Genomic DNA, 19,880 nt, shown 5'->3' on the forward strand with positions numbered 1-19,880 from the left:
CTTTTAGTTGTTGGCTAATTCTATGAAAAGATGTTTGTTAATTTATTAAACTAAAGGTCCACCATTTTTTAGATATTTTTCAATACCTTCCGCAGCACGATAGGCAAGTGCTCCAACCGTTCCTGTAGGATTCATACCTGAGTTATGAGGAAATGCATTAGCACCAGGTACAAATACATTTTCACAATCCCACATTTGAAGATAGTTATTTAATGCACTTGTTTCAGGATCGGCACCCATGATTATTCCACCTGTATTATGGGTAGTTTGATATTTGGTCGTATCCCAATCGCCTTGTTCTCCAGGTGAGTTAATAATATCGGCACCCATTTCTTCTAAAATCTTCGTAGTTATTTGACTTATAAATTTTTGTTGATTTCTTTCATTCTCTTTATAGTTAAATGTCATACGAATTAATGGATCACCGAACTGATCTTTGTATGTAGGATCTAGATCGATATAGTTTTCCTTATTTGGCATAACGGAACCTTGAGAGCCTACAGACAAGTTTCGATTCGCCCAATATATAGACTCATCTTTAAATTCTTTACCCCAGCCTGGTGTTCCTTTAGGCACAGAATTGTTCGAGATTGGACGTTTTCCGTAATGACCAAGCGCAATATTACCACCATGAATAAAGTTCAAATCCGTGTGGTCAAAATTGTCTCCGTTAAAATCATCCAATACTCCCGCAAGTGCACCTGTACCAGCATATAAATTGAATTCTTTATCTTTAAAGAAACCAGTAGATGCAGCTGATGTCAATTGATAAGCGTAGTTCTTACCGATTACACCGGTTCCCGTTTCTGGATCATATGGACGGCCCAGTTGTGAGTTTAATAGGATTCTAATATTGTTAAGTATATAGGCAGATACAACGACAACGTCTGCTTCTTGGATATATTCTTCCCCAGTACGTGTATCAACATATAAAACACCTGTAGCTTTTCCGTTTGTATGTAATACTTTACGAACGACACAGTGAGTTCTTACTTCGAAATTGCCTGTTTCTTTTGCTACTGGTAGAACTGTTACTACTGGTGATGCTTTTGCACCGTACTCACAGCCAAAGCGTTCACAGAATCCACAATATTGACATGCTCCGCGTGAAATCCCGTCCGGATTTGTATAGCTTTCCGAAAGTGTCGCTGCCGGAGCAATGTAAGGATGGTACCCTAAGTTTTTAGAAGCTTCTCGGAACATCTTCATAGAAGGCGTTTCTTTAAGAGGCGCTGTAGGATACTTAACTTCTGGAACTTCCGGATGGGGGTTAGTTTCCCCAGAAATACCAGCCATTGCTTCAAATTTCTCGAAATATGGAACTAACTCATCGTAAGTGATTCCCCAATCTTGAAGAGGCATATCTGCTGGGATTTTGTCTTTCCCGTAACGTTCTACAGTTTTTGTATAGATTTCAAAATCATACGGAAAAAAGCGATACGTTAAACCATTCCAGTGTTCTCCGGAACCACCAACGCCATCGCCGATTAAGAATGAACCGTGTTGACGGTAAGGTAATGCTCTTTTAGAACGGTCATGACGCACTGTTAAAGTTTCTTTTGAAAGGTCTTGCATCATTTCATTTCTTTGTTGATATCTAAGCTCATCGTGAACCATTAAATAGTCTTCTGTTTTTCTTTCTTTCCCACGTTCTAAACCTACTACTTTGTATCCTTTTCGAGTAAGTTCAGCTGCGATAATGCCACCTGTCCAGCCCACACCTGCCAAAACTATGTCTGTTTTCGGTAATTTTTTTGCCATGATTTATTTGCTTCCTTTCGAGTTGATTAATGTTTGTGTTGTGAATTTAAGCTCATTGGGTCCATTTTTACAAACTCATCTTTTTCGATAATATTCGTATAGCTCATTTGATGGCCAGGGAAGTTTTTCATTTTCCAGCCTTCCATGTTTTTATTGCCTCCATAAAGAGGGTCAGCATAAACACCTTCAATAGTGGCACTTTTTAATAATCTGAAGAAGAAGCCAGATGTTACCGCACCATTTAAAGTTACTTCGTCAGCTTCGAAAGCAGTTAATATAGCAATCTGTTCTTCTTCCTTTAGTCCAGCGAAATTGGCATCATAGTTTTTTTGAGCTTCAGCATTTAAAGCCTCAATTCCCAAATTGAAGATTTGCTGTCTATTTAAATGTGTTTGATGACCAAACAAAGAAGTCGCTTCTGCAGGGAAGAAAGGCCCGGTCATATATTCTTTTGCATTTAGCCCCCAGTTACCAGCAAGTTGGTGATCGATGAAATAAGCAACAAGTAACTCTTTCGCCCCCGGACCTACATCTGTTTTCGGAAATATTTGTTCTGTTGCAGCTTCAATCGTATCGAATTGTGCTTTGTCGAAATACATAAGTGCTTGGTTAAAGTTCGCTACAGTTGCTTCAGAATGAACATGTGTTTCAGTAGTTTGAGTTGTGGAATCTTTTCCTAAAAGACTTCCAAGTGCACCACCTAAAACAACTCCACCAACTGTTAATCCAGAATTTTTGATAAACGTACGTCTAGAAGAGCGTTTATCTAAAATAGGACTCTTTTTATCTTGTTCTGACATAATAAAACCTCCTGAGTGAAATGATAGAATAATTAGATAGTTATATTACCTAGGTAAATATTAAAGTAGGAATGAAACAATATTTAGTGAACGATTGAATGCCAGTTATACACAATTGAAAATATAGCTGTAAAGACTAATAAAGTTGCTATAAAGTATGTATATTTTTTTTCCGTCCAGCAAAGAACAATGATGGCTAGCCCAATTCCAGTCCCTAATAATGCGAACCAAGGAAATATGTTATTAGTGAAAAAAAGAAATAATGCAAAGTCAGCCACTAAAAATAACGCAAAGAGTACTTGATTTAACATTTTGAGTTCTTCTAAATTATATTGAGTCACATCAGATCTCCTTTCTAATTCAAATAATCAACTTAATATCTTAAAAAAATATTTAAAAATAGTGATAAAAAACAACAGAACCAATTTTACTCCTATTGTTCATAAAAAGTCCACAATTTTTTAGTATCTTTTTACTGTTTTATTTTTCTGAAAATATATCTTAAATACTTATATTTGCAACTTGTATCTAAGAATTATAATAAGTTTTAGTATTTATAATAAAATTAAAAAGCTATTCGCATCTTTAATATAAAGAAGCGAGTAGCATTTAGTTTTGGCTAATTCTATGAAAAGTTGTAATGATTAATTAAATAAGTGATCCGCTTTTTTCCGTATACTTAAGAATTTCTTTAGCAGTACCGTAAGAATAGGATTTTCATATCCTAAACAATTTTTTAGTACAAATTAATTTTTTTCAGGACGGTAAGTTAGACTAATTAAAGGAATACACTATTAAAGTTTCTACTTGAATATAATCATTACCTAGCAATTTTCCGCCTTTATGTATTTACAATTTGAAATGAAAGAGTATAATGTGTAATTGATACAAAACAACAATGATTTTTCGTAATAAAAACAACTATTGCTTATATGTCGCATGATTAATTTATATAAACTTGCTAGGAGGAAATAACATGCCAAATATCGGGATACCAGGTTTGATCATCATTTTAATTATCGCTTTAATTGTATTTGGTCCAAAAAAATTGCCTCAATTAGGTAGAGCGGTTGGACAAACATTAAAAGAGTTCAAAAACTCAACAAAAGATATTGTAGACGATGTAACAGAAGAATTTAAATTAGATGACAAAGAAACAGAAGCTAAAAAGAAAATCTAATATGAAAAGCCAACTATTATATGGGAAATAGTTGGCTTTTTTATATGCAATGATAGTGAAATAAGTAGGGAGAATCTAGCGTATTTCCATTTTGCAAGTTTATATTTATACATTATTTACTTGGAAGGAAGAGGGGATCGATGGTTGTGCTCCCATTTGAGTGACAACGAATCCGGCTACTTTCGACGCGTAAAGTATACTGTCTTTTAGCGTGTTTCCGTGGCATAATCCTACTGCTAAAGCACCATTAAAAGCATCTCCCGCACCAGTTGTATCTTTTACACCTACATTGTTGGCTTGAACATGCCCATGCTCATAGTGATCCATATAATAAGCGCCTTTTGCGCCTAATGTTACTACTACCGCTCCAACGCCTTTTTGGAGGAGGAGGGAACATGATTGAAACAGGTCCTCTTCCGTTTCTGTTTTCAAACCTGTTAGTATTGCTAATTCTGTTTCGTTTGGTGTTAATATAGATATTTTACTCAATAATGTATCACTAATTTGATGTGCGGGGGCTGGATTTAAAATGATTTTTACATCTTTTTGTGAAGCAATAGTAGCAGCGGTTTCGACTGCAGGCATTGGAATCTCCAATTGTAGGAGAAGGACATTGCTTGATACTATTCTTTCAGTATTTTCTTCTACTTGTTTTGTTGAGACAAGAAAGTTTGCCCCTGGAAAAAGAACAATCGAGTTTTCGCCCGAATCTGCCAACTGGATAATGGCTTGCCCCGTCATTCCAACTTTTTGTACTGCGGCAGTATTTACGTTTTTGTTTTGCAAATTTTGTATTATCTGCTCTCCAAAATCATCTGCTCCCACATTACCTATGAAATGAACATTTGCACCTAATTGACCAGCAGTTACTGCTTGGTTTGCTCCTTTACCGCCGAAAAATAGCTCGTGTTTGGTGCTATGTAACGTTTCGCCCGCTTTTACAATATGCGGAACCAAGTATACAAGGTCCATATTGGTGCTACCTACAACTGTGATGTTCATGTATTGTTCCGCTCCTTATAATTACATTTTACTAGAATTGGCTGTTGCTAGCCTATTTAAAGACTCATTTTTTGGACTGCATCTATAAATTGTTCCACGAACTTTTCTCTATTGATTGTGTGCAATACTTTCGCATTATGTGGAAGCCCTGTTTGTTGCGCATAATCTACAACCGTAGTTCCGGCAGTGAATTTTCCTTCTAATTCTACTGCAACATAACAGTCATCGCCTTCAAACAGCTCCGGGGTTAATACATAAGACACTGCACATAAATCATGTAAATGTATTTGGTCTTCAAAGCCAGGTGCGTGAAAAGCGGTTTGCTTAGCTGAATATATGTAGAAGCGAAGCATATTGGCAACTTTAGAAGCAAAATCAGAGCCTATTGCTTCAATTTCTTTTATCTCTTCTAATGTAACGTATGCTTTATGCGTAACATCCAGCCCGCTCATGACAATGGGAACGCCTGAACGAAACACAATATCTGCTGCGTGTGGATCTACATATACATTAAATTCTGCTGTAGGAGACATATTTCCTCCAACTGCAGCTCCGCCCATATAAGAGATATATTTAATTTTTGATTTTACTTCTGGATGCGCAAGTAGAAGAGCCCCGACGTTTGTAAGGGGACCAGTCGCGATAAGTATTATTTGTTCATCACTAGATAACAGAATTTCTTTCATCGCTTCAATTGCTGGACGATTACTTACTTGAATAGTTGGTTCTGGAAACTCTACATTGCCAAGTCCATTCTCACCGTGTACGTCATCAGCAGTTTCAAGTTTTCGGAAAAACGGTTGATCTAGGCCTCTGGCAATTTCTATATTTTTTTTCATATAACTCGTAAATGTGCGTGCATTGTGGACGGTTATTTCTTGCGTTTGGTTACCTGCTTCAGTGGTGATTAGTTTGATATCTAGTTCCGGATGTGCAAAAGCAAGTGTTAACGCCATTACATCATCTATTCCTGGATCACAATCAATAATTACCGGTACTGTCATTTATATACACCTCTTAATTTTCTGATGCTCTGATCATGCCTGCGATTTGAGAAAAACCTAAGTCAGACAAGCGCTTTCCTAAAGATTTAGAGTATTGCAGGTGATTCCGTTTGTCAATTTATTTTCGAGTATTTTGCCTACATAATTGAAAACAGACCAATCAATGATGATTTTTTCTGTTTTTTTATCATGTCTTAGGTTATGGCTGATTAGTCTTACTAGTAGGATTGTTATGCTTTACGCCGTTTAAATAGGCTATCTCCAAAGATGGACAATAGTAACAAAACTACGCTTACTGCTTTGGAGTATATAGTTGGTTGGATACTTTTATTAATCAAAAAAGAGGATGGAAGCGATGTTAGTCACTCCCATCCTTTTAAATTTTTCAATTAAATATAATCACGAGAAATTTAAAATAACTAGAAATACTATGCCAAAAGCTGAATTCTGTACTACTAATAAAATTTACAAAATATTTACTTGACGCATTGCTGACATATTCCTTAGTTAAAGTATGTTTATCAGCAAGTTAGTTGATCTTTTCCAAAGCGTTGCAAATCTAAAAAAAGGAGTGTATTCATGCCTATTCATACATCATTTAATCCCAATGGTAGACAAGAACTGAAATACGGTATCACATATATAGATTATATGTTATTAAAAAATAGACTGAAATATGTGATGAGTTTAGATACCCATTCTGGTCCAACCGGGAAATATTTAATTCGTTCGTGTTACTTTGATAACTTTGAAAACAAAGTAATGAACGAAAAAAAGGAAGGCTATTTAAGTAGAGATAAATACCGTGTTCGTATTTATGGAAAAAGTGATGGGATTATTAATCTTGAACGGAAAAGTAAGCGTAATAATCTAACTTTTAAATCTAAGTGTATTATGACGAAGTCAGAATTTGAAAAAATTCGTATCGGTGATATTCAGTGGATGGAAAAAGATGACCGCTCGTTAATTTGTGACTTGTACTCAGAAATGACAGGAAACTTAATTAAACCAATGGCAGTAGTAGATTACGAAAGAGAGGCTTACGTTTATTTATATGGGAATGTAAGAGTGACGTTTGATAGTAAAGTGCAAACAAGCATACGCAACACAGATATGTTCAATAAGCATTTACCGATGGTAGATGTGCTTGATCCGACAGAGGTCATTTTAGAGGTAAAGTTTGACGAGTATTTACCAGATGTTGTGAAAATGATGCTTCAAGGTATTAATACCAAACATGAGGCTTATTCCAAATATCAGTTAAGCCGCATGTATATATAAAGTGAAAATTCAACTGATTGGGGATTCTTTATCCCCAGCTAGATAAAATTAGGAGGAAATAAAATGGCAACATCAACAACTTTTACAGATATTTTCAAATCAAGCTTTATAGAAAAAACAACTACATTTTCTTTAACTGATTCACTAATAGGTCTTATTTCAGCATTTCTATTGGGGATAGTTATTTATGTAGTTTATAAGAAAACATTTAATGGAGTAATTTACTCTCATACATTTAATATCTCACTGATGATTATGACAATGGCAACATCGCTAGTCATCATGGGTATCAGTCAAAATGTTCTATTATCACTTGGTATGGTTGGAGCGTTATCTATCGTTCGTTTCCGTACGCCGATTAAGGATCCAATGGATTTAGTTTACTTATTTTGGTCAATAATTGTAGGGATTTTATGTGGTGCAGGTTTTATCTTGTTGGGAATCGTCGGCACAATCTTAATAAGTTTGGTCATTATCATATTTGCAAATAAAATTGTAGTGGAAAATCCATATTTATTAGTTGTGAAATTTTCGAATGGTGAAGCAGCAGATTCTATTAATCAACTATTAAGAAATTCAACGAAGAAATATGCATTAAAATCGAAATCTCATATTTTGGATTATGAAACGGAAGTAACGTATGAAATACGTGTGAAAGAAAATGATACAAAAATAGTTTCAGATATTTCACAAGTAAAGGGTGTATCTTCAGCAGTAATGCTAAGCTACGATGGTAATTTTACAGCATAGTTGAAAAAGGTCTGTAAATTTACAGACCTTTGTTTTATAGGAGGTAATAGGATGAAGAAAAAAATAGCAATATCGCTAATATTATCAGTAGTTTTAATTGCTAGCGGATGTAATGAAAAGAGTAATACAGAGACATCAGTGGATAAGGAAGCACTAATTTCTCAATATGTAGATTATGATTCAGAAGATTACTACACTCCCTGGGAAGATGATATATTTACCAAAATAACTTTAAATGATGAGGCAACAACATTTGACGGCTCTGGTGGCGTTATTATAAATGGGCAAAATGTAGAGATTCATACATCAGGTACTTATGTATTAGAAGGAACCCTCTCTGATGGTCAAATTAAGGTTAATACAGAGGATACTGGAAATGTACGCTTAATATTAAATGGTGTAGATATTGCTTCATCCACTAGTGCAACAATTAATATCGAGCAATCAGATAAAACGATTATCTCACTTGAAGAAGATACAGAAAATAATTTAACTGATGCAACATCCTATGTTTATGAAGACGAAGCAAACACAGAAGTCGGAGCAGCTGTTTTTAGCAAGGATGATTTAGTCATCAATGGTAGCGGTATATTGACGGTTAATGGTCAGTTCAAAGACGGGATAACGAGCCGTGATGATTTGATTATTACAGGTGGTACTATAAATGTAACTGCAGTCGATGATGGTGTTGTCGGTCGCGATGTGTTTGCAATGTCTAATGCGACAGTTAATATAACTGCAGATGGCGATGGTGTAAAATCATCCCATGATGAGGATGAAGGTCGAGGAAATATTGTTCTCGAAAGTGGCTATTTAACAGTTGTAGCACAGGGTGACGGCATACAAGCCGAAAAGGAAATTATAGTAATCGATGGAGAGTATTCCATTAAAACAGGTGATGGAAGTCCAGAAGTTGTGACTTCATCAGAATCAGGCATGGGAATGGGCGGAGGACTAGGTGCAGGAACGATGCCGGATATGGGTGCAGGGATGGGGATGGATTTCAGTTCAATGACAGATGACGAAGTAGAAGCATTTGTTGAGAATATGGAAAGTATGAATTTCCCGATTGATATTTCAACTGAAATTGAAGGCATGACAACAGAAGAAATTCGAGAGTATTTAACAACGACTTTGGAATCTATGATGCCTCAAGGTGGTGGTGGAAAGGATCGTGGAATGCCGGAGGATCGTGAATTACCTGAAGGTGGAAAATTTCCTGGTGTAAGTGCTGACCAAAATACTCCAGTAGAAAAAAATACAGAAGATAATAACACTAATGCTTCAAATGTTAATACTACAAGTCAAAAGGGAATAAAAGCAGGAACAAATTTACATATCATAGGTGGCACAATCACAGTTGATACAGTAGATGATGCACTGCATAGTAATGGAGATTTGACCATTCAAGGTGGAGAAGTAACTCTTTCAACGGGTGATGATGGTATACATGCGGATAGTAATGTATTTATTGCTGGTGGTAATATTAAGATACTAAAAAGCCTTGAGGGTATAGAAGGTACTAATATTGAAATTTCAGATGGTACCATTCATCTTAAAGCAACAGATGATGGTGTCAATGTAAATGGTGGTAGTAGTATGAATGAGATGTTTGGGGCTTTCGATCGAGCCTTAACTACAACGGAGACTGAGGAAATAGAAGAAGATGACTCTACAATAGAAGATGGCCAGCTTACGATTTCTGGAGGATATCTATATGTCGATGCAGATGGTGATGGATTAGATTCCAATACGAATATTACGATGACGGGTGGTACCGCTATCGTTTATGGTCCAACTGAGAATATGAATGGGACATTAGATTATGATGGAACATTTTTAATGCAAGGCGGAACATTAATAGCTTCTGGTAGTGCTGGAATGCCGTTAGGTGTATCTGATGGATCAACACAAAATACGATTATGATGACGTTTGATGAGACACTTGAAGCAAACACGCCTGTTACTGTAACAAATAGTGATGGTGAACAAATTATCACGGTAGCACCTGAAAAAAATTATCAAATGATAGTAATTAGCTCTCCAGACTTAGAGATAAATGAAGAAACAACTTTAAGTCATGGAGGTACTTTAACAGGTGAAGTTGTTAATGGGGTCTATACGAATGCAACTACAACAGATCCAACAAATAGTGTGACCTATTCAGCCACAACAGTTATGACTTATTTAAATAGTAGTGGAGTGACAGAAGAAGGCTCATCTATGATGGGTGGTGGAATGAGAGGTAATATGCAAGGTGGAGGTGGTTTTGGTAGGGGCCAAGAGCGGCAACAACCTGATAAAACTGAGGATGCTACAAATGAGTAGTTCAATGTAGTTTCAATTATGTAAACTCAATGAAGTATAAGAATGATTTCATGAAAAAACAGCCTTCCAAGTCGAAAATTTCGATTTGGGAGCTTTTCTTTTTAGTAGATAAGCTGCCAACTTGAGGAATTCAATGTATGTAAATAATTTAAATGGGTGAGATTCTGGCCGACATTTTTCTGACTTAAAGAGGTGGTATAATGTAAGAAATTTAGAAACTCTCAGTTAAGGGTGTGCTAGGCGGATGAAAAAAATATTAATAGTCGAAGATGAATTTGCCATTAGCCAAGTGTTGAAAGCGTATTTAACGAATCAAAATTATGAAGTAGTGCAGTGTTACACTGGCAGTGAAGCAATCGAGGTATTTGAAAAGGAAGATCCTGATTTAGTACTGTTAGATATAATGCTACCTGGAAAAAACGGCTGGGTTATTTTAAAAGAAATTCGTTCTCTAGGGAGTTGCCCAGTTATTATGTTAACTGCATTAGGAGATGTTAACTATCGCCTAGAAGGTTTTGGCGAAGGGGCAGATGATTATATTACAAAGCCATTTATTGCTGATGAAGTTGTCGCAAGAGTGAAGGCAGTATTGCGAAGGATATCTGGTGAAGAACCATCAACTATCAACTTTGGTAAGCTTCATATAGATTTTACTGGTCATTCTGTAATGCTGGATGGGAAAGAAATATTTCTCACACCAAGGGATTTGTCAGTATTGCTTTTTTTGGCTAAGCAACCGAACCAAACATTTACTAGAGATCAGTTAATTGAACATATTTGGGGATGGGATTACGACGGAAGTGATCGAGCAGTTGATTTATCTATAAAGCGTCTCAGAAAAGCGCTAGCTGATTGGTCGGGAGATGAAGGTGAGATTAGGACATTACGAGGATTGGGGTATCAATTCAATGTTAGACAAAAATAAGAGAGTGACTCTGTTGTCGTATTGGACAAGTAGATATTTATTAACATTAATAATAGGATTGTTAATAATCTCTTTTATTTCAGCATTATGGATAAGACATACGACACTCGAAAATCGTTTAGAAATGATGGAGTTTATGGCAGAAGAGATGGTGAATCGGATTACAGATGTAAATATGCCTGGAATTCCTCCAAATGAAAGAGTGCCAAACTTTGCTGAAGATCGGTTTAGGATACAAAATATTAACCCATCCATGTACATAGTTAATACGGATGGAAAAGTAATATCAAGTAGTTTGCCATTAAAACAAGGGGAGCAAAGGACATTTAGTCAGTTAATAAGTGGAAAAGATGAAATTGAAACCTTTATTTCTCCCGAAAACAACAAAAAATATTATTCGGTAAAAAAGAAAATTGAGATAGATGATGAGCTTGTTGGCTGGATATTGATGGTTGAGTCAAAAGAAAAATTAACGATGGTTAAACAAGAGTATGGTCAGCTAGCTATACTAATAGTTGGACTTGCATTGCTTGGCTGGTGGGCTATATATTTTCTGTCAAGAAAATTAGCGCATCCGATAAAACAAGTAGCAGAAGCAGCTAAGCAAGTGCAAAGTGGTAACTATGAAATCAATTTATCTGACCATATTAAGGAGAAAGAAGTATACGAGCTTGTTTCTTCATTTAAACAAATGGCAGGGCGGTTAGAGCAATTAGAAAAAACAAGAACTGAATTATTAGCAGGTGTGACACATGAACTGAAAACGCCAGTAACGTCGATTAGTGGATTATTGCAAGCAGTAAATGATGATGTGGTTACTGGACAAGAAGCAGAAGAGTTTATTCGAATGGCGCTTGTTGAAACGACCAAGATGAAAACAATGGTTGGTGATTTACTAGCATTCAACTCCTTTGCAGTAGATGCGGTGCCCGTGAAAATTTCTCGGCTAGATATTGATAACTTTATGAAAGATTTTACTACACAGTGGAAAGCGATACAGGAGCAAACAAATGTAGTGGTGAAACAACAATTACTTCATAAAAAAGTAATGATCTCTGCTGATACAGTTCGTTTACAACAAATCATGACCAATTTATTAAAAAACGCAGAACAAGCAATAACGGGAATAGGTGAGATTACAATATCGCTTTCTGAAAAAGAGCAGTATGTATCTGTACTCGTTAAAGATTCAGGCTCAGGAATACGAATTGGAGAGCAAGCTTTTATCTTCGAGCGGTTCTTTAGAGGAGAAAATAAAAAGTATGGTATTCGGGGGCTTGGTTTAGGATTGCCTTTGAGTAAAATGATGGCACAATCGATGAAAGGTGACTTATATTTAGTTGAGAGTACAGATGAAGGCACATGCTTTGAATTGCTACTACGAAAAGAAGGCTAACGATATTCCGTAGCCTTCTTTCTTCATATCTACTTTATTAATTTACATTATAAAACATCAATCATTTGAAAAACCAAAACTGAAATTAAGAGAGAATAGTGCAAAAGGGGAGAAATATGGTATGATAAAATTAGTAACAGGTACTAATAATAGGTATAGTATATTAGCATAATAAAATGGAGGTTCATATGAAAGATTTAATCCAATTAAAAGATAAGAATATCGTAGTAATGGGTGTGGCGAACGAGCGTAGTCTTGCATGGGGAGTAGCAAAATCATTATTCGATGTAGGCGCAAATGTTATTTTCACCTACCGTAAAGAACGTTCTTTAGGAAAACTTGAAAAAGCATTAGCGAGTAATGACTTTGAAGCAAAATTAATCGTGGAATGCGATGTTAATAGCGATGAAAGCATTAAAACTGCTTTCGAAAAAATTGGAAGCGAAGTAGGGGTAATTCACGGAGTTGTGCATTCCGTAGCATTTGCACATGCTGAAGATTTGAAAAATGATTTCCTTCAAACAACGAGAGATGGTTATGCATTTGCACAAGATACAAGTGCTTACTCTCTAATCGCAGCAGCTCGTGAAGCAGCTCCATTTATGACTGAAGGCGGTTCTATTGTAACGATGACGTACTTAGGAGCAGAGCGCGTATTAGAAGGCTATAACGTAATGGGAATTGCGAAAGCATCGTTAGAAGCATCTGTTAGATATTTGGCTCTTGATCTAGGGAAACATAATATTCGCGTGAATGCTGTTTCAGCGGGAGCAGTACGCACACTAGCAGCAAAAGGAGTTTCTTCTTTTAACACAATCCTGCATAAGATCGAAGAAACTTCTCCACTAAAACGAAATGTAACGGCGGAAGAAGTCGGCGACATGACAGTTGGACTTCTAGGAAACTTATCTCGTGGAGTAACAGGGGAAGTCGTTTACGTGGACTCTGGCTACAATATTATGGGTTAACCTAAAACAAATGGAAGCTTTCTTCGGGAATATATTCTCGGAGATAGCTTTTTTTCTGAGGGTAACTGGTTAGAAGCAACGAAATCCACCGAAAGAGCAAAGAGCCACTAAGTCGCTAACGCTCCTGAAGATCTCGTGTCATCGTATGAGATTACAAAGAATGGCTAAGGGCAATCAAACAGCTATTGAGAGCAACTATTTTTAGTCTGAAAGCAACTATAATGGATGCGAGAGCAACTAAACCACAAATGAAAGCAACTAATTCTTACAATAGCTCTTTACTTGAAGTGAGACGACTATGATTTAGGCATATTATAGGAATAATATGCCTACAAGCCCTCTAAACTCGCTTGTGGGCATCTCTAGACAGGTTTGTCGTATTCAACAGTGTTATTCGTCGTATTGGCAGATTATATTGACTCGTTCAACCATCTATTGTTAATATCGTCACTCCCAAAGTTAGCAATTCTATTGATTTTTGCGTAGGGGTGACGTCTCCAGTGATGGCTTATCACTCACCCCACGGAAAGCGTCCACCCCGTAGCAAAAATCTTAGCGGATAATTTAAGACGCAGTATCCCTATTACGTGTATTGTTCTCATTTATTATTTTTGGTCGGATATATCCTATTCTATCAATGGAACATTTCTTTTAAATATATGTATATTCATGAGCAGTAAGCTTAAAATCATCAATGGCATCCCAATTACTATTCCTAAATGGAATGGTTCCTGTAAAAAGAAAATACCTAGAACGATTGTGACAAAAGGACTGATAAAGGTAACCATTGATGCTAGAATAGGTCCTCCAATGGAAATGATTTGATAAAAAATAACATAGCCAAGCCCAGCGCACAGGCAACCTAATACAAGAAGTGGTAAGATTATTTCCCAAGTTCCTAAGTGTTTAAATGCATACGGTTCCATAAAGACACTGATAACACCATTTAATATTGCCGAGATAAGTAGTGTCCAGAAACCTAAGAGAATAGTAGGGATATTTGTATAATACTTTTTTATCCATATAGAATTTAATGCGTATGCCATTGTAACAGCGAACATAAGAAAAGCGTGGAAAATGGAAAACTGAACGCCAGTAGATTGACTAGAAAAAAGTATTAACACGGTAACTGCCACAAATCCTATTAACAGGCTAGTTGTTTGGTTCCAAGAAGGCTTTGTTTTCAAAATAATTATGGAAAACAATAAAGCAAATAAAGGTGTAGTGGCGTTTAATATTCCGCTTAAACTTGTATCAATTCCTTGAAGAGAGAAGGCCATAATATTCCAAGGGATGGCAGCGCCTAAAGCTAGCACGAATACAAAAAATGGACGAATTTTCAGATGCATTCGATTTTTTTTGAGTAATACAAACGGTAAAAGAGCAACTAAACCAAATAAGCAACGAAAAAAAACAATAGTAGGGGGCTTAAAAACATCTAAAAGCTCTTTTGTCCACATGAATGCAGACCCCCATAAAAAACTGAGAACGATTAAATAAATGATCGATTTCATTATTTGTTTACTCGAAAAGAAGGAGGGATAGTAGGCTGTGCCCCCATTTGTGTAACAACAAATCCTGCAACTTTTGATGCGTATAAAATGCTTTCACGTAATGAGTTTCCTTGACGTAAACCTACTGCTAATGCACCGTTAAACGCATCACCCGCGCCTGTTGTATCTTTTACTTCTACTTGATTTGCTTGTACATATCCATGTTCATTGTTATTCATATAATAGGAACCTTTTTCACCTAATGTCACTACAACTGCCCCTACTCCTTTTTGAATCAATAGAGAACAAGCTTGGAACAGACCCTCTTCTGTGTTAGTTTTTAACCCAGTTAGCATCTCTAACTCGGTTTCATTTGGTGTTAGTATGGAAATTTTACCTAGTAATGAATCACTTATTTGTTGGGCAGGTGCTGGATTTAAAATAATATGTATCCCTTTTTGTGAAGCGATGTCTGCAGCAGCCTCGACCACAGGTATAGGGATTTCCAATTGTAAGAGAAGAACGTCACTTGCTTCTATTTTGTGTTTTGCTGCAGATATTTGTTCTCTTGTAACAAGAAAATTTGCACCAGGAAATAGTACGATAGAATTTTCTCCCGAATCGGCTACTTGAATAATGGCTTGACCAGTTAATCCGATTTTTTGTACAGCTTCGGTCTTTACCCCTTTTACTTGTAAGTTTTGCTTTACTTGTTCCCCAAAATCATCTGCTCCGACGTTACCTATAAATTCGACATTAGCCCCTAATTGACTAGCAGTTACCGCTTGATTGGCACCTTTTCCTCCGAAAAACAGTTCATGTTCTGTGCTGTGTAATGTTTCTCCGGCTTTCACGATATGTGGTACCGTGTATACAAGGTCTATATTTGTACTGCCTACAACAGTAATGTTCACGTATTATTTCGCTCCTTTCATAAACTGCGCTGTGCTAAAATTGCTTCGATTAATTGCTGCTTTGATAAAATGCCTGGAGAGAAATCAAGTAATTTTGCCATTTGGGCAACAGCGGGAGGTTTTAACATACTTTTTTCTAAAACTTCCGTATTATAAAAGACTTTTTGTGCATTGTCATCGGCTACTAATTGTCGGTTTGCCATTACAATAATGCGTGTAAAATAGTCTGTTACAAACTCCATATCGTGCGTAATTGTAATAACAGATTTCTGCTTTTCATCTAACGCTTGAAGTAGATTCCCTAAAACTTGTAAACCAATTTTATCTTGTCCAGCAGTAGGTTCATCCAAAATGATAATATCTGAATCCATAGCTAATACCGATGCTATTGTTACAAACTTTCTAACAGAGTAGGGTAAGTTATAAGGATTTTCTTCTGCGAACTCAGAGATTCCACATAATTTCATCGCCCAATCAGTAAGTTCATTTACTCGTTCAGGTTCAAATCCCATGTTTTTAGGACCAAAACGAACTTCAGATTCTACATCATTATGGAATATTTGATCATCCGGATTTTGGAAAACATAGCCTACTTTTCTCGAAACTTGTGCTGTTGTGTGATTTTTTGTATCCCAATCTCCTACTAGAACAGAGCCTTCTGTAGGTTTTAATAATCCATTCATTAACTTGACTGCTGTCGTTTTTCCTGCCCCATTTTGTCCTACAATGGCTACACGTTCTCCAGATGTGACAGAGAGTGTAAGGTTTTCTAGCGCCTTTGTTCCATCTGGATATGAAAAGCTCACATTAGTTAGATGAAGTTCAGTCATGTGCAGCTACCTCCGTTCTATTTAAAGCATCGGCTAGTTCTTCATCACGAATCGGTAGGAAAGAAAGGGGGATACCTGATTTCTGTAATTGAAGAGCAATTTCTGTAACATGTGGATATTGAATTTGATATTTTTCAAACTCAGGATCTGCAAATACTTCACGAACAGGACCTTGCATTACAAGTTCTCCTTTGTGCATGACAAGCAGATCATCCGCATATTCTGCGATCAGATCCATCTTATGTTCTACTAAAACAATTGTCTTTCCACGCTCTTTCATCAGCCGTATAATTTCAAATATTTGTTGTGTACCAATAGGATCGAGTTGAGAAGTTGGTTCATCTATTACTAAAATTTCTGGATCCATTACAATAATAGACGCAAGGGCTACTCTTTGCCTTTGTCCACCTGAAAGTTCAAATGGATTTTTGTCTCGTAAATATTCGATTTTGACAAGTTTTAGTACTTCTTCTACTCGAGTTTTAATTTCTTCGACCGGAATACCTAGGTTTTCTAAACCGTAGGCTACTTCTTCAAATACATTGTCTTTTACTCCCGATACTTGAATGAATGGATTTTGAAATACATATCCTACTTTTTCTCCAAGTTGCCCTAACTGGTAATCTGTTATTTTTGTATGATCGATTATTACTTCTCCGTCCAAATCTCCTTTATAAAAATGGGGGACAAAGCCTCGTATTGTATTACATAATGTTGTTTTTCCAGAGCCATTATTGCCGATAATTGCAGTGAATTTTCCTTTTTCAATTGAAAATGAAATACTTTTTAACACGGAGTCATCGCTGACTGGATAGCGGTAAAATACATTTTTTAAATCAATCATAGCTGTCATAAGAAAAACCTCCATACAATTAGACCAATAACAACCAATGCAAAGACAACTGGAAGAGCTCGGTCCATGTTACTTTTCGATAGTTGGTGTAAGCTTGTTTTTTTAACGGGAGCAGAAAATGCCCTAGATTCCAATGTAATTGCTCTCTCTTCTGTTCCTGCGATAGAAGATAAGATAAGCGGAGTTAGCGTTGGTATAAACGCTTTAGCACGTACAAATATGGAACCTTCCGTTTCGACACCACGTGTTTTTTGCGCTTCCATAATGGTATTTGCCTGGCGACGCATTTCTGGAATGATTTGAAGGGTTGATAATACGACATATGCTCCCATTGGTGGCAATCCTATATCTTCTAATGATTTCACGAAATCACGTACTTCTGTCATGCGGAAAAATAGAATAAAAGCAGATCCAATTGCAAGAATCCGGGATGTGAGTAATAGACCATATTTTATTCCTTCTTGTTTTATTTCAAAGATGCCCCATTCCCAAAGCACATTTTCCCCAGGATAGAAAAACATTTGCATAATGAAGATGAAGATTAAAACAGTAACCAAAGCTTTAATAACGATATTGAGGAACTCTTTTGCAACACCGGCAAGCATTGCTATTAGTATTAAAATAGGGAAGATGGCAAAAGAAAATATATATCCAGGCGATATGAGCACTACCGCAAAGATAAAGAGAGTGAAATAGAACTTTGTCATAGGATGAAGTTGAAGTAATATATTTTGTTTCAAGTTACATACGCCCCTTATAAAAATAATTTCTTCCCGTTCAAGAAATGAATAGTTAAACGGGAAGAATAAGAATTATTTTCTGTTATTTCGTTTCATGTACAAGTCCCCATAATTCATCTTGGATAAATAACGATCTGACATGGCTTTTACGATAAAGTAAACGATTAAAACAGAAACAACTTTGTCTGCAACCTCTGTGATAAAGCTAGAAGAGAAGACTGCGGACCATAATTCCTGTCCTGAAGCTAAGAAAGCTGCAGTAATAAGGGATGAAGTATTTCCTGTTACTCCACCAAAGACAAACACCGTGATAGGTGCTGAAACAATAACTGCTATAAAAGTAATAATGACTCCAGAAATAATTGTTTTTGGTACACTTTTGAAAAAACCGTATTTAGAAAGGTAACCTGCGCCAACCCCAATTGCTATAGAAGTTAATGCGTAAGGAAAATAAACAGGATTAAAAATACCGTTAATTAAATTTGTAATAAGTCCTGTAAGTAGGGCAACCCAAGGGCCTGCAATAACCCCAACTATAATTGTGCCAATCGTATCTAAGAATATTGGTAAGCGAAGTACATTGGCTAACTGAAATCCTACTAGGTTCACTGCTACTGCAATCGGAATTAACAGCATTGCCATCATATTAAAATCATCTTTAAAGCTACGTTTCATGAATTTTTCCCCCTTTGCTTTTTTTAACCGATTTGTCGGCTCATTGTTTGAACGGCACTCAGAAATTGTTCAACAAACTTCTCTCTGTGAACCGTATGTAATACTTTCACATTATGCGGAAGCCCAGTTCGTTGTGCATAGTCTACGACAGTTGTTCCAGCTGTCAACTTGCCTTCCAGTTCAACTGCTACATAACAGTCATCCCCTTCAAATAATTCAGGTGTCAAGACGTAAGATACTGCACATAGATCATGTAAACGTATATGATCTTCAAAGCCCTCCTCATGAAAGGCAGTCTGTTTAGCTGCGTGTACATAAAAACGAAGCATCTGAACAACTTTTTGTGCAAAATCAGAGCCAATTGCTTCGATTCGATTGAGTTCTTCTTTTGTAACGTATGCTTTATGGGTTACGTCTAATCCACTCATAATAATTGGAATGCCTGAACGGAAGACAATGTCTGCAGCGTGTGGATCGACGTACACATTAAATTCTGTAGTAGGGGTCATATTTCCACCTACTGCGGCTCCACCCATATAAGAGATATATTTAATTTTTGATTTTACTTCTGGATGTGCTAGGAGTAGGGCACCGACATTTGTCAAAGGTCCTGTCGCAATGAGAACGATTTGTTCATCACTAGATAAAAGTGTTTCTTTCATTGCTTCTATAGCTGTTCTATTACTTAATTGGATAGTTGGTTCTGGAAAATGGACATCCCCAAGTCCATTGTCTCCATGTACTTCATCGGCGATTTCAAGCTGACGGAAAAAAGGATTATCTAAACCTCTAGCAATCTCGATATCTTTTTTCATATAACTAGTAAAAGCAAGTGCGTTGTAAATTGTTTTTGCTTGTGTTTGGTTTCCTGGTTCTGTTGTGATGAGTTTGATGTCTAGTTCGGGATGAGCAAAAGCGAGTGTTAGCGCCATTACGTCATCTATTCCTGGATCACAATCGATAATTACTGGTATTGTCAT

At 36.5% G+C, this 19,880-nt stretch carries 19 protein-coding genes; 7 read left to right on the forward strand and 12 right to left on the reverse strand.

What is annotated here, in order from left to right; genetic code table 11:
* Positions 1 to 45 precede the first annotated feature (45 nt).
* From ACIQ38_RS12210 to ACIQ38_RS12220, 3 genes are all read right to left on the reverse strand, one after another.
* Positions 46 to 1,761 (reverse strand): GMC family oxidoreductase, encoded by a 1,716-nt coding sequence (locus tag ACIQ38_RS12210; RefSeq protein ID WP_402822948.1) that lies wholly within the window; start codon positions 1,759 to 1,761, stop codon positions 46 to 48.
* Between the two features lie 26 nt (positions 1,762 to 1,787).
* Positions 1,788 to 2,561 carry a gluconate 2-dehydrogenase subunit 3 family protein gene (locus tag ACIQ38_RS12215; protein ID WP_402822951.1) on the reverse strand — a complete coding sequence of 258 codons (774 nt, stop codon included), beginning with the start codon at positions 2,559 to 2,561 and terminating at the stop codon, positions 1,788 to 1,790.
* A gap of 83 nt (positions 2,562 to 2,644) precedes the next feature.
* Positions 2,645 to 2,902: a hypothetical protein gene (locus tag ACIQ38_RS12220; RefSeq protein ID WP_402822954.1), complete on the reverse strand. Its 258-nt coding sequence runs from the start codon at positions 2,900 to 2,902 to the stop codon at positions 2,645 to 2,647.
* Between the two features lie 635 nt (positions 2,903 to 3,537).
* Between ACIQ38_RS12220 and tatA the strand changes: the two genes are divergently transcribed.
* Positions 3,538 to 3,741: a twin-arginine translocase TatA/TatE family subunit gene (gene tatA / locus ACIQ38_RS12225; RefSeq protein WP_402822957.1), complete on the forward strand. Its 204-nt coding sequence runs from the start codon at positions 3,538 to 3,540 to the stop codon at positions 3,739 to 3,741.
* A gap of 105 nt (positions 3,742 to 3,846) precedes the next feature.
* Here tatA and rbsK (ACIQ38_RS12230) read toward each other — a convergent pair whose 3' ends face one another.
* Positions 3,847 to 4,743 (reverse strand): ribokinase, encoded by an 897-nt coding sequence (gene rbsK / locus ACIQ38_RS12230; RefSeq protein ID WP_402822960.1) that lies wholly within the window; start codon positions 4,741 to 4,743, stop codon positions 3,847 to 3,849.
* A 56-nt stretch (positions 4,744 to 4,799) separates the two neighbouring features.
* Entirely contained in the window at positions 4,800 to 5,747 is a 948-nt protein-coding gene (locus ACIQ38_RS12235) for a nucleoside hydrolase (RefSeq protein ID WP_402822963.1), read from the reverse strand.
* A gap of 579 nt (positions 5,748 to 6,326) precedes the next feature.
* Here ACIQ38_RS12235 and ACIQ38_RS12240 point away from each other — a divergent pair.
* The 6 genes from ACIQ38_RS12240 to fabI all read left to right on the forward strand — a co-directional run bounded on the left by ACIQ38_RS12240 (position 6,327) and on the right by fabI (position 13,395).
* Positions 6,327 to 7,028: a polyphosphate polymerase domain-containing protein gene (locus ACIQ38_RS12240; RefSeq protein ID WP_402822966.1), complete on the forward strand. Its 702-nt coding sequence runs from the start codon at positions 6,327 to 6,329 to the stop codon at positions 7,026 to 7,028.
* A 63-nt stretch (positions 7,029 to 7,091) separates the two neighbouring features.
* Positions 7,092 to 7,778 (forward strand): DUF4956 domain-containing protein, encoded by a 687-nt coding sequence (locus ACIQ38_RS12245; RefSeq protein ID WP_402822969.1) that lies wholly within the window; start codon positions 7,092 to 7,094, stop codon positions 7,776 to 7,778.
* Positions 7,779 to 7,829: 51 nt separating this feature from the next.
* Positions 7,830 to 10,106 (forward strand): carbohydrate-binding domain-containing protein, encoded by a 2,277-nt coding sequence (locus ACIQ38_RS12250; RefSeq protein ID WP_402822972.1) that lies wholly within the window; start codon positions 7,830 to 7,832, stop codon positions 10,104 to 10,106.
* A gap of 244 nt (positions 10,107 to 10,350) precedes the next feature.
* Positions 10,351 to 11,031: a response regulator transcription factor gene (locus tag ACIQ38_RS12255; RefSeq protein ID WP_402822975.1), complete on the forward strand. Its 681-nt coding sequence runs from the start codon at positions 10,351 to 10,353 to the stop codon at positions 11,029 to 11,031.
* Positions 11,015 to 12,427 carry a HAMP domain-containing sensor histidine kinase gene (locus ACIQ38_RS12260; protein ID WP_402822978.1) on the forward strand — a complete coding sequence of 471 codons (1,413 nt, stop codon included), beginning with the start codon at positions 11,015 to 11,017 and terminating at the stop codon, positions 12,425 to 12,427. The genes ACIQ38_RS12255 and ACIQ38_RS12260 overlap by 17 nt, the downstream gene beginning before the upstream one ends.
* Before the next feature lie 188 nt (positions 12,428 to 12,615).
* On the forward strand, positions 12,616 to 13,395 hold the full coding sequence (gene fabI, locus ACIQ38_RS12265) for an enoyl-ACP reductase FabI (RefSeq protein ID WP_402822980.1): 780 nt from the start codon (positions 12,616 to 12,618) through the stop codon (positions 13,393 to 13,395).
* 626 nt (positions 13,396 to 14,021) lie between these two features.
* On the opposite strand, the gene ACIQ38_RS12270 is transcribed toward fabI, so the two are convergent.
* From ACIQ38_RS12270 to ACIQ38_RS12300, 7 genes are all read right to left on the reverse strand, one after another.
* On the reverse strand, positions 14,022 to 14,909 hold the full coding sequence (locus ACIQ38_RS12270) for a DMT family transporter (RefSeq protein ID WP_402822983.1): 888 nt from the start codon (positions 14,907 to 14,909) through the stop codon (positions 14,022 to 14,024).
* On the reverse strand, positions 14,909 to 15,802 hold the full coding sequence (gene rbsK / locus ACIQ38_RS12275; RefSeq protein ID WP_402822986.1) for a ribokinase: 894 nt from the start codon (positions 15,800 to 15,802) through the stop codon (positions 14,909 to 14,911). The genes ACIQ38_RS12270 and rbsK (ACIQ38_RS12275) overlap by 1 nt, the downstream gene beginning before the upstream one ends.
* Positions 15,803 to 15,819: 17 nt before the next feature.
* Complete coding sequence (locus ACIQ38_RS12280) at positions 15,820 to 16,632, reverse strand: energy-coupling factor ABC transporter ATP-binding protein (protein ID WP_402822988.1); 813 nt, start codon at positions 16,630 to 16,632, stop codon at positions 15,820 to 15,822.
* Positions 16,625 to 17,485: an energy-coupling factor ABC transporter ATP-binding protein gene (locus ACIQ38_RS12285; RefSeq protein WP_402822991.1), complete on the reverse strand. Its 861-nt coding sequence runs from the start codon at positions 17,483 to 17,485 to the stop codon at positions 16,625 to 16,627. Before ACIQ38_RS12285 ends, ACIQ38_RS12280 begins: the two co-directional genes overlap by 8 nt.
* The gene (locus ACIQ38_RS12290) at positions 17,482 to 18,225 is read right to left on the reverse strand and encodes an energy-coupling factor transporter transmembrane component T family protein (protein WP_402822993.1); all 744 of its coding nucleotides are present in this window, start codon (positions 18,223 to 18,225) and stop codon (positions 17,482 to 17,484) included. The genes ACIQ38_RS12285 and ACIQ38_RS12290 overlap by 4 nt, the downstream gene beginning before the upstream one ends.
* A gap of 72 nt (positions 18,226 to 18,297) precedes the next feature.
* On the reverse strand, positions 18,298 to 18,900 hold the full coding sequence (locus ACIQ38_RS12295; protein WP_402822996.1) for an ECF transporter S component: 603 nt from the start codon (positions 18,898 to 18,900) through the stop codon (positions 18,298 to 18,300).
* Between the two features lie 23 nt (positions 18,901 to 18,923).
* A complete protein-coding gene (locus tag ACIQ38_RS12300) occupies positions 18,924 to 19,880 on the reverse strand; it encodes a nucleoside hydrolase (protein WP_402822999.1) in 957 nt (318 codons plus the stop codon).

The sequence above is a fragment of the Psychrobacillus sp. NPDC096389 genome (assembly GCF_044762855.1).
In the GTDB taxonomy this organism is placed as follows: Bacteria; Bacillota; Bacilli; order Bacillales_A; family Planococcaceae; genus Psychrobacillus.

Excerpts from the sequence above, each read along its gene's own strand:
- ACIQ38_RS12295 (WP_402822996.1), bottom strand. The coding sequence starts at position 18,900 with ATGAAACGTAGCTTTAAAGATGATTTTAATATGATGGCAATGCTGTTA.
- tatA (WP_402822957.1), top strand. The coding sequence starts at position 3,538 with ATGCCAAATATCGGGATACCAGGTTTGATCATCATTTTAATTATCGCT.
- ACIQ38_RS12235 (WP_402822963.1), bottom strand. The coding sequence starts at position 5,747 with ATGACAGTACCGGTAATTATTGATTGTGATCCAGGAATAGATGATGTA.
- ACIQ38_RS12300 (WP_402822999.1), bottom strand. The coding sequence starts at position 19,880 with ATGACAATACCAGTAATTATCGATTGTGATCCAGGAATAGATGACGTA.
- ACIQ38_RS12270 (WP_402822983.1), bottom strand. The coding sequence starts at position 14,909 with ATGAAATCGATCATTTATTTAATCGTTCTCAGTTTTTTATGGGGGTCT.
- ACIQ38_RS12215 (WP_402822951.1), bottom strand. The coding sequence starts at position 2,561 with ATGTCAGAACAAGATAAAAAGAGTCCTATTTTAGATAAACGCTCTTCT.
- rbsK (WP_402822960.1), bottom strand. The coding sequence starts at position 4,743 with ATGAACATCACAGTTGTAGGTAGCACCAATATGGACCTTGTATACTTG.
- ACIQ38_RS12255 (WP_402822975.1), top strand. The coding sequence starts at position 10,351 with ATGAAAAAAATATTAATAGTCGAAGATGAATTTGCCATTAGCCAAGTG.
- ACIQ38_RS12260 (WP_402822978.1), top strand. The coding sequence starts at position 11,015 with ATGTTAGACAAAAATAAGAGAGTGACTCTGTTGTCGTATTGGACAAGT.
- ACIQ38_RS12245 (WP_402822969.1), top strand. The coding sequence starts at position 7,092 with ATGGCAACATCAACAACTTTTACAGATATTTTCAAATCAAGCTTTATA.
- ACIQ38_RS12280 (WP_402822988.1), bottom strand. The coding sequence starts at position 16,632 with ATGACTGAACTTCATCTAACTAATGTGAGCTTTTCATATCCAGATGGA.
- ACIQ38_RS12250 (WP_402822972.1), top strand. The coding sequence starts at position 7,830 with ATGAAGAAAAAAATAGCAATATCGCTAATATTATCAGTAGTTTTAATT.
- ACIQ38_RS12285 (WP_402822991.1), bottom strand. The coding sequence starts at position 17,485 with ATGACAGCTATGATTGATTTAAAAAATGTATTTTACCGCTATCCAGTC.
- ACIQ38_RS12240 (WP_402822966.1), top strand. The coding sequence starts at position 6,327 with ATGCCTATTCATACATCATTTAATCCCAATGGTAGACAAGAACTGAAA.
- ACIQ38_RS12210 (WP_402822948.1), bottom strand. The coding sequence starts at position 1,761 with ATGGCAAAAAAATTACCGAAAACAGACATAGTTTTGGCAGGTGTGGGC.
- fabI (WP_402822980.1), top strand. The coding sequence starts at position 12,616 with ATGAAAGATTTAATCCAATTAAAAGATAAGAATATCGTAGTAATGGGT.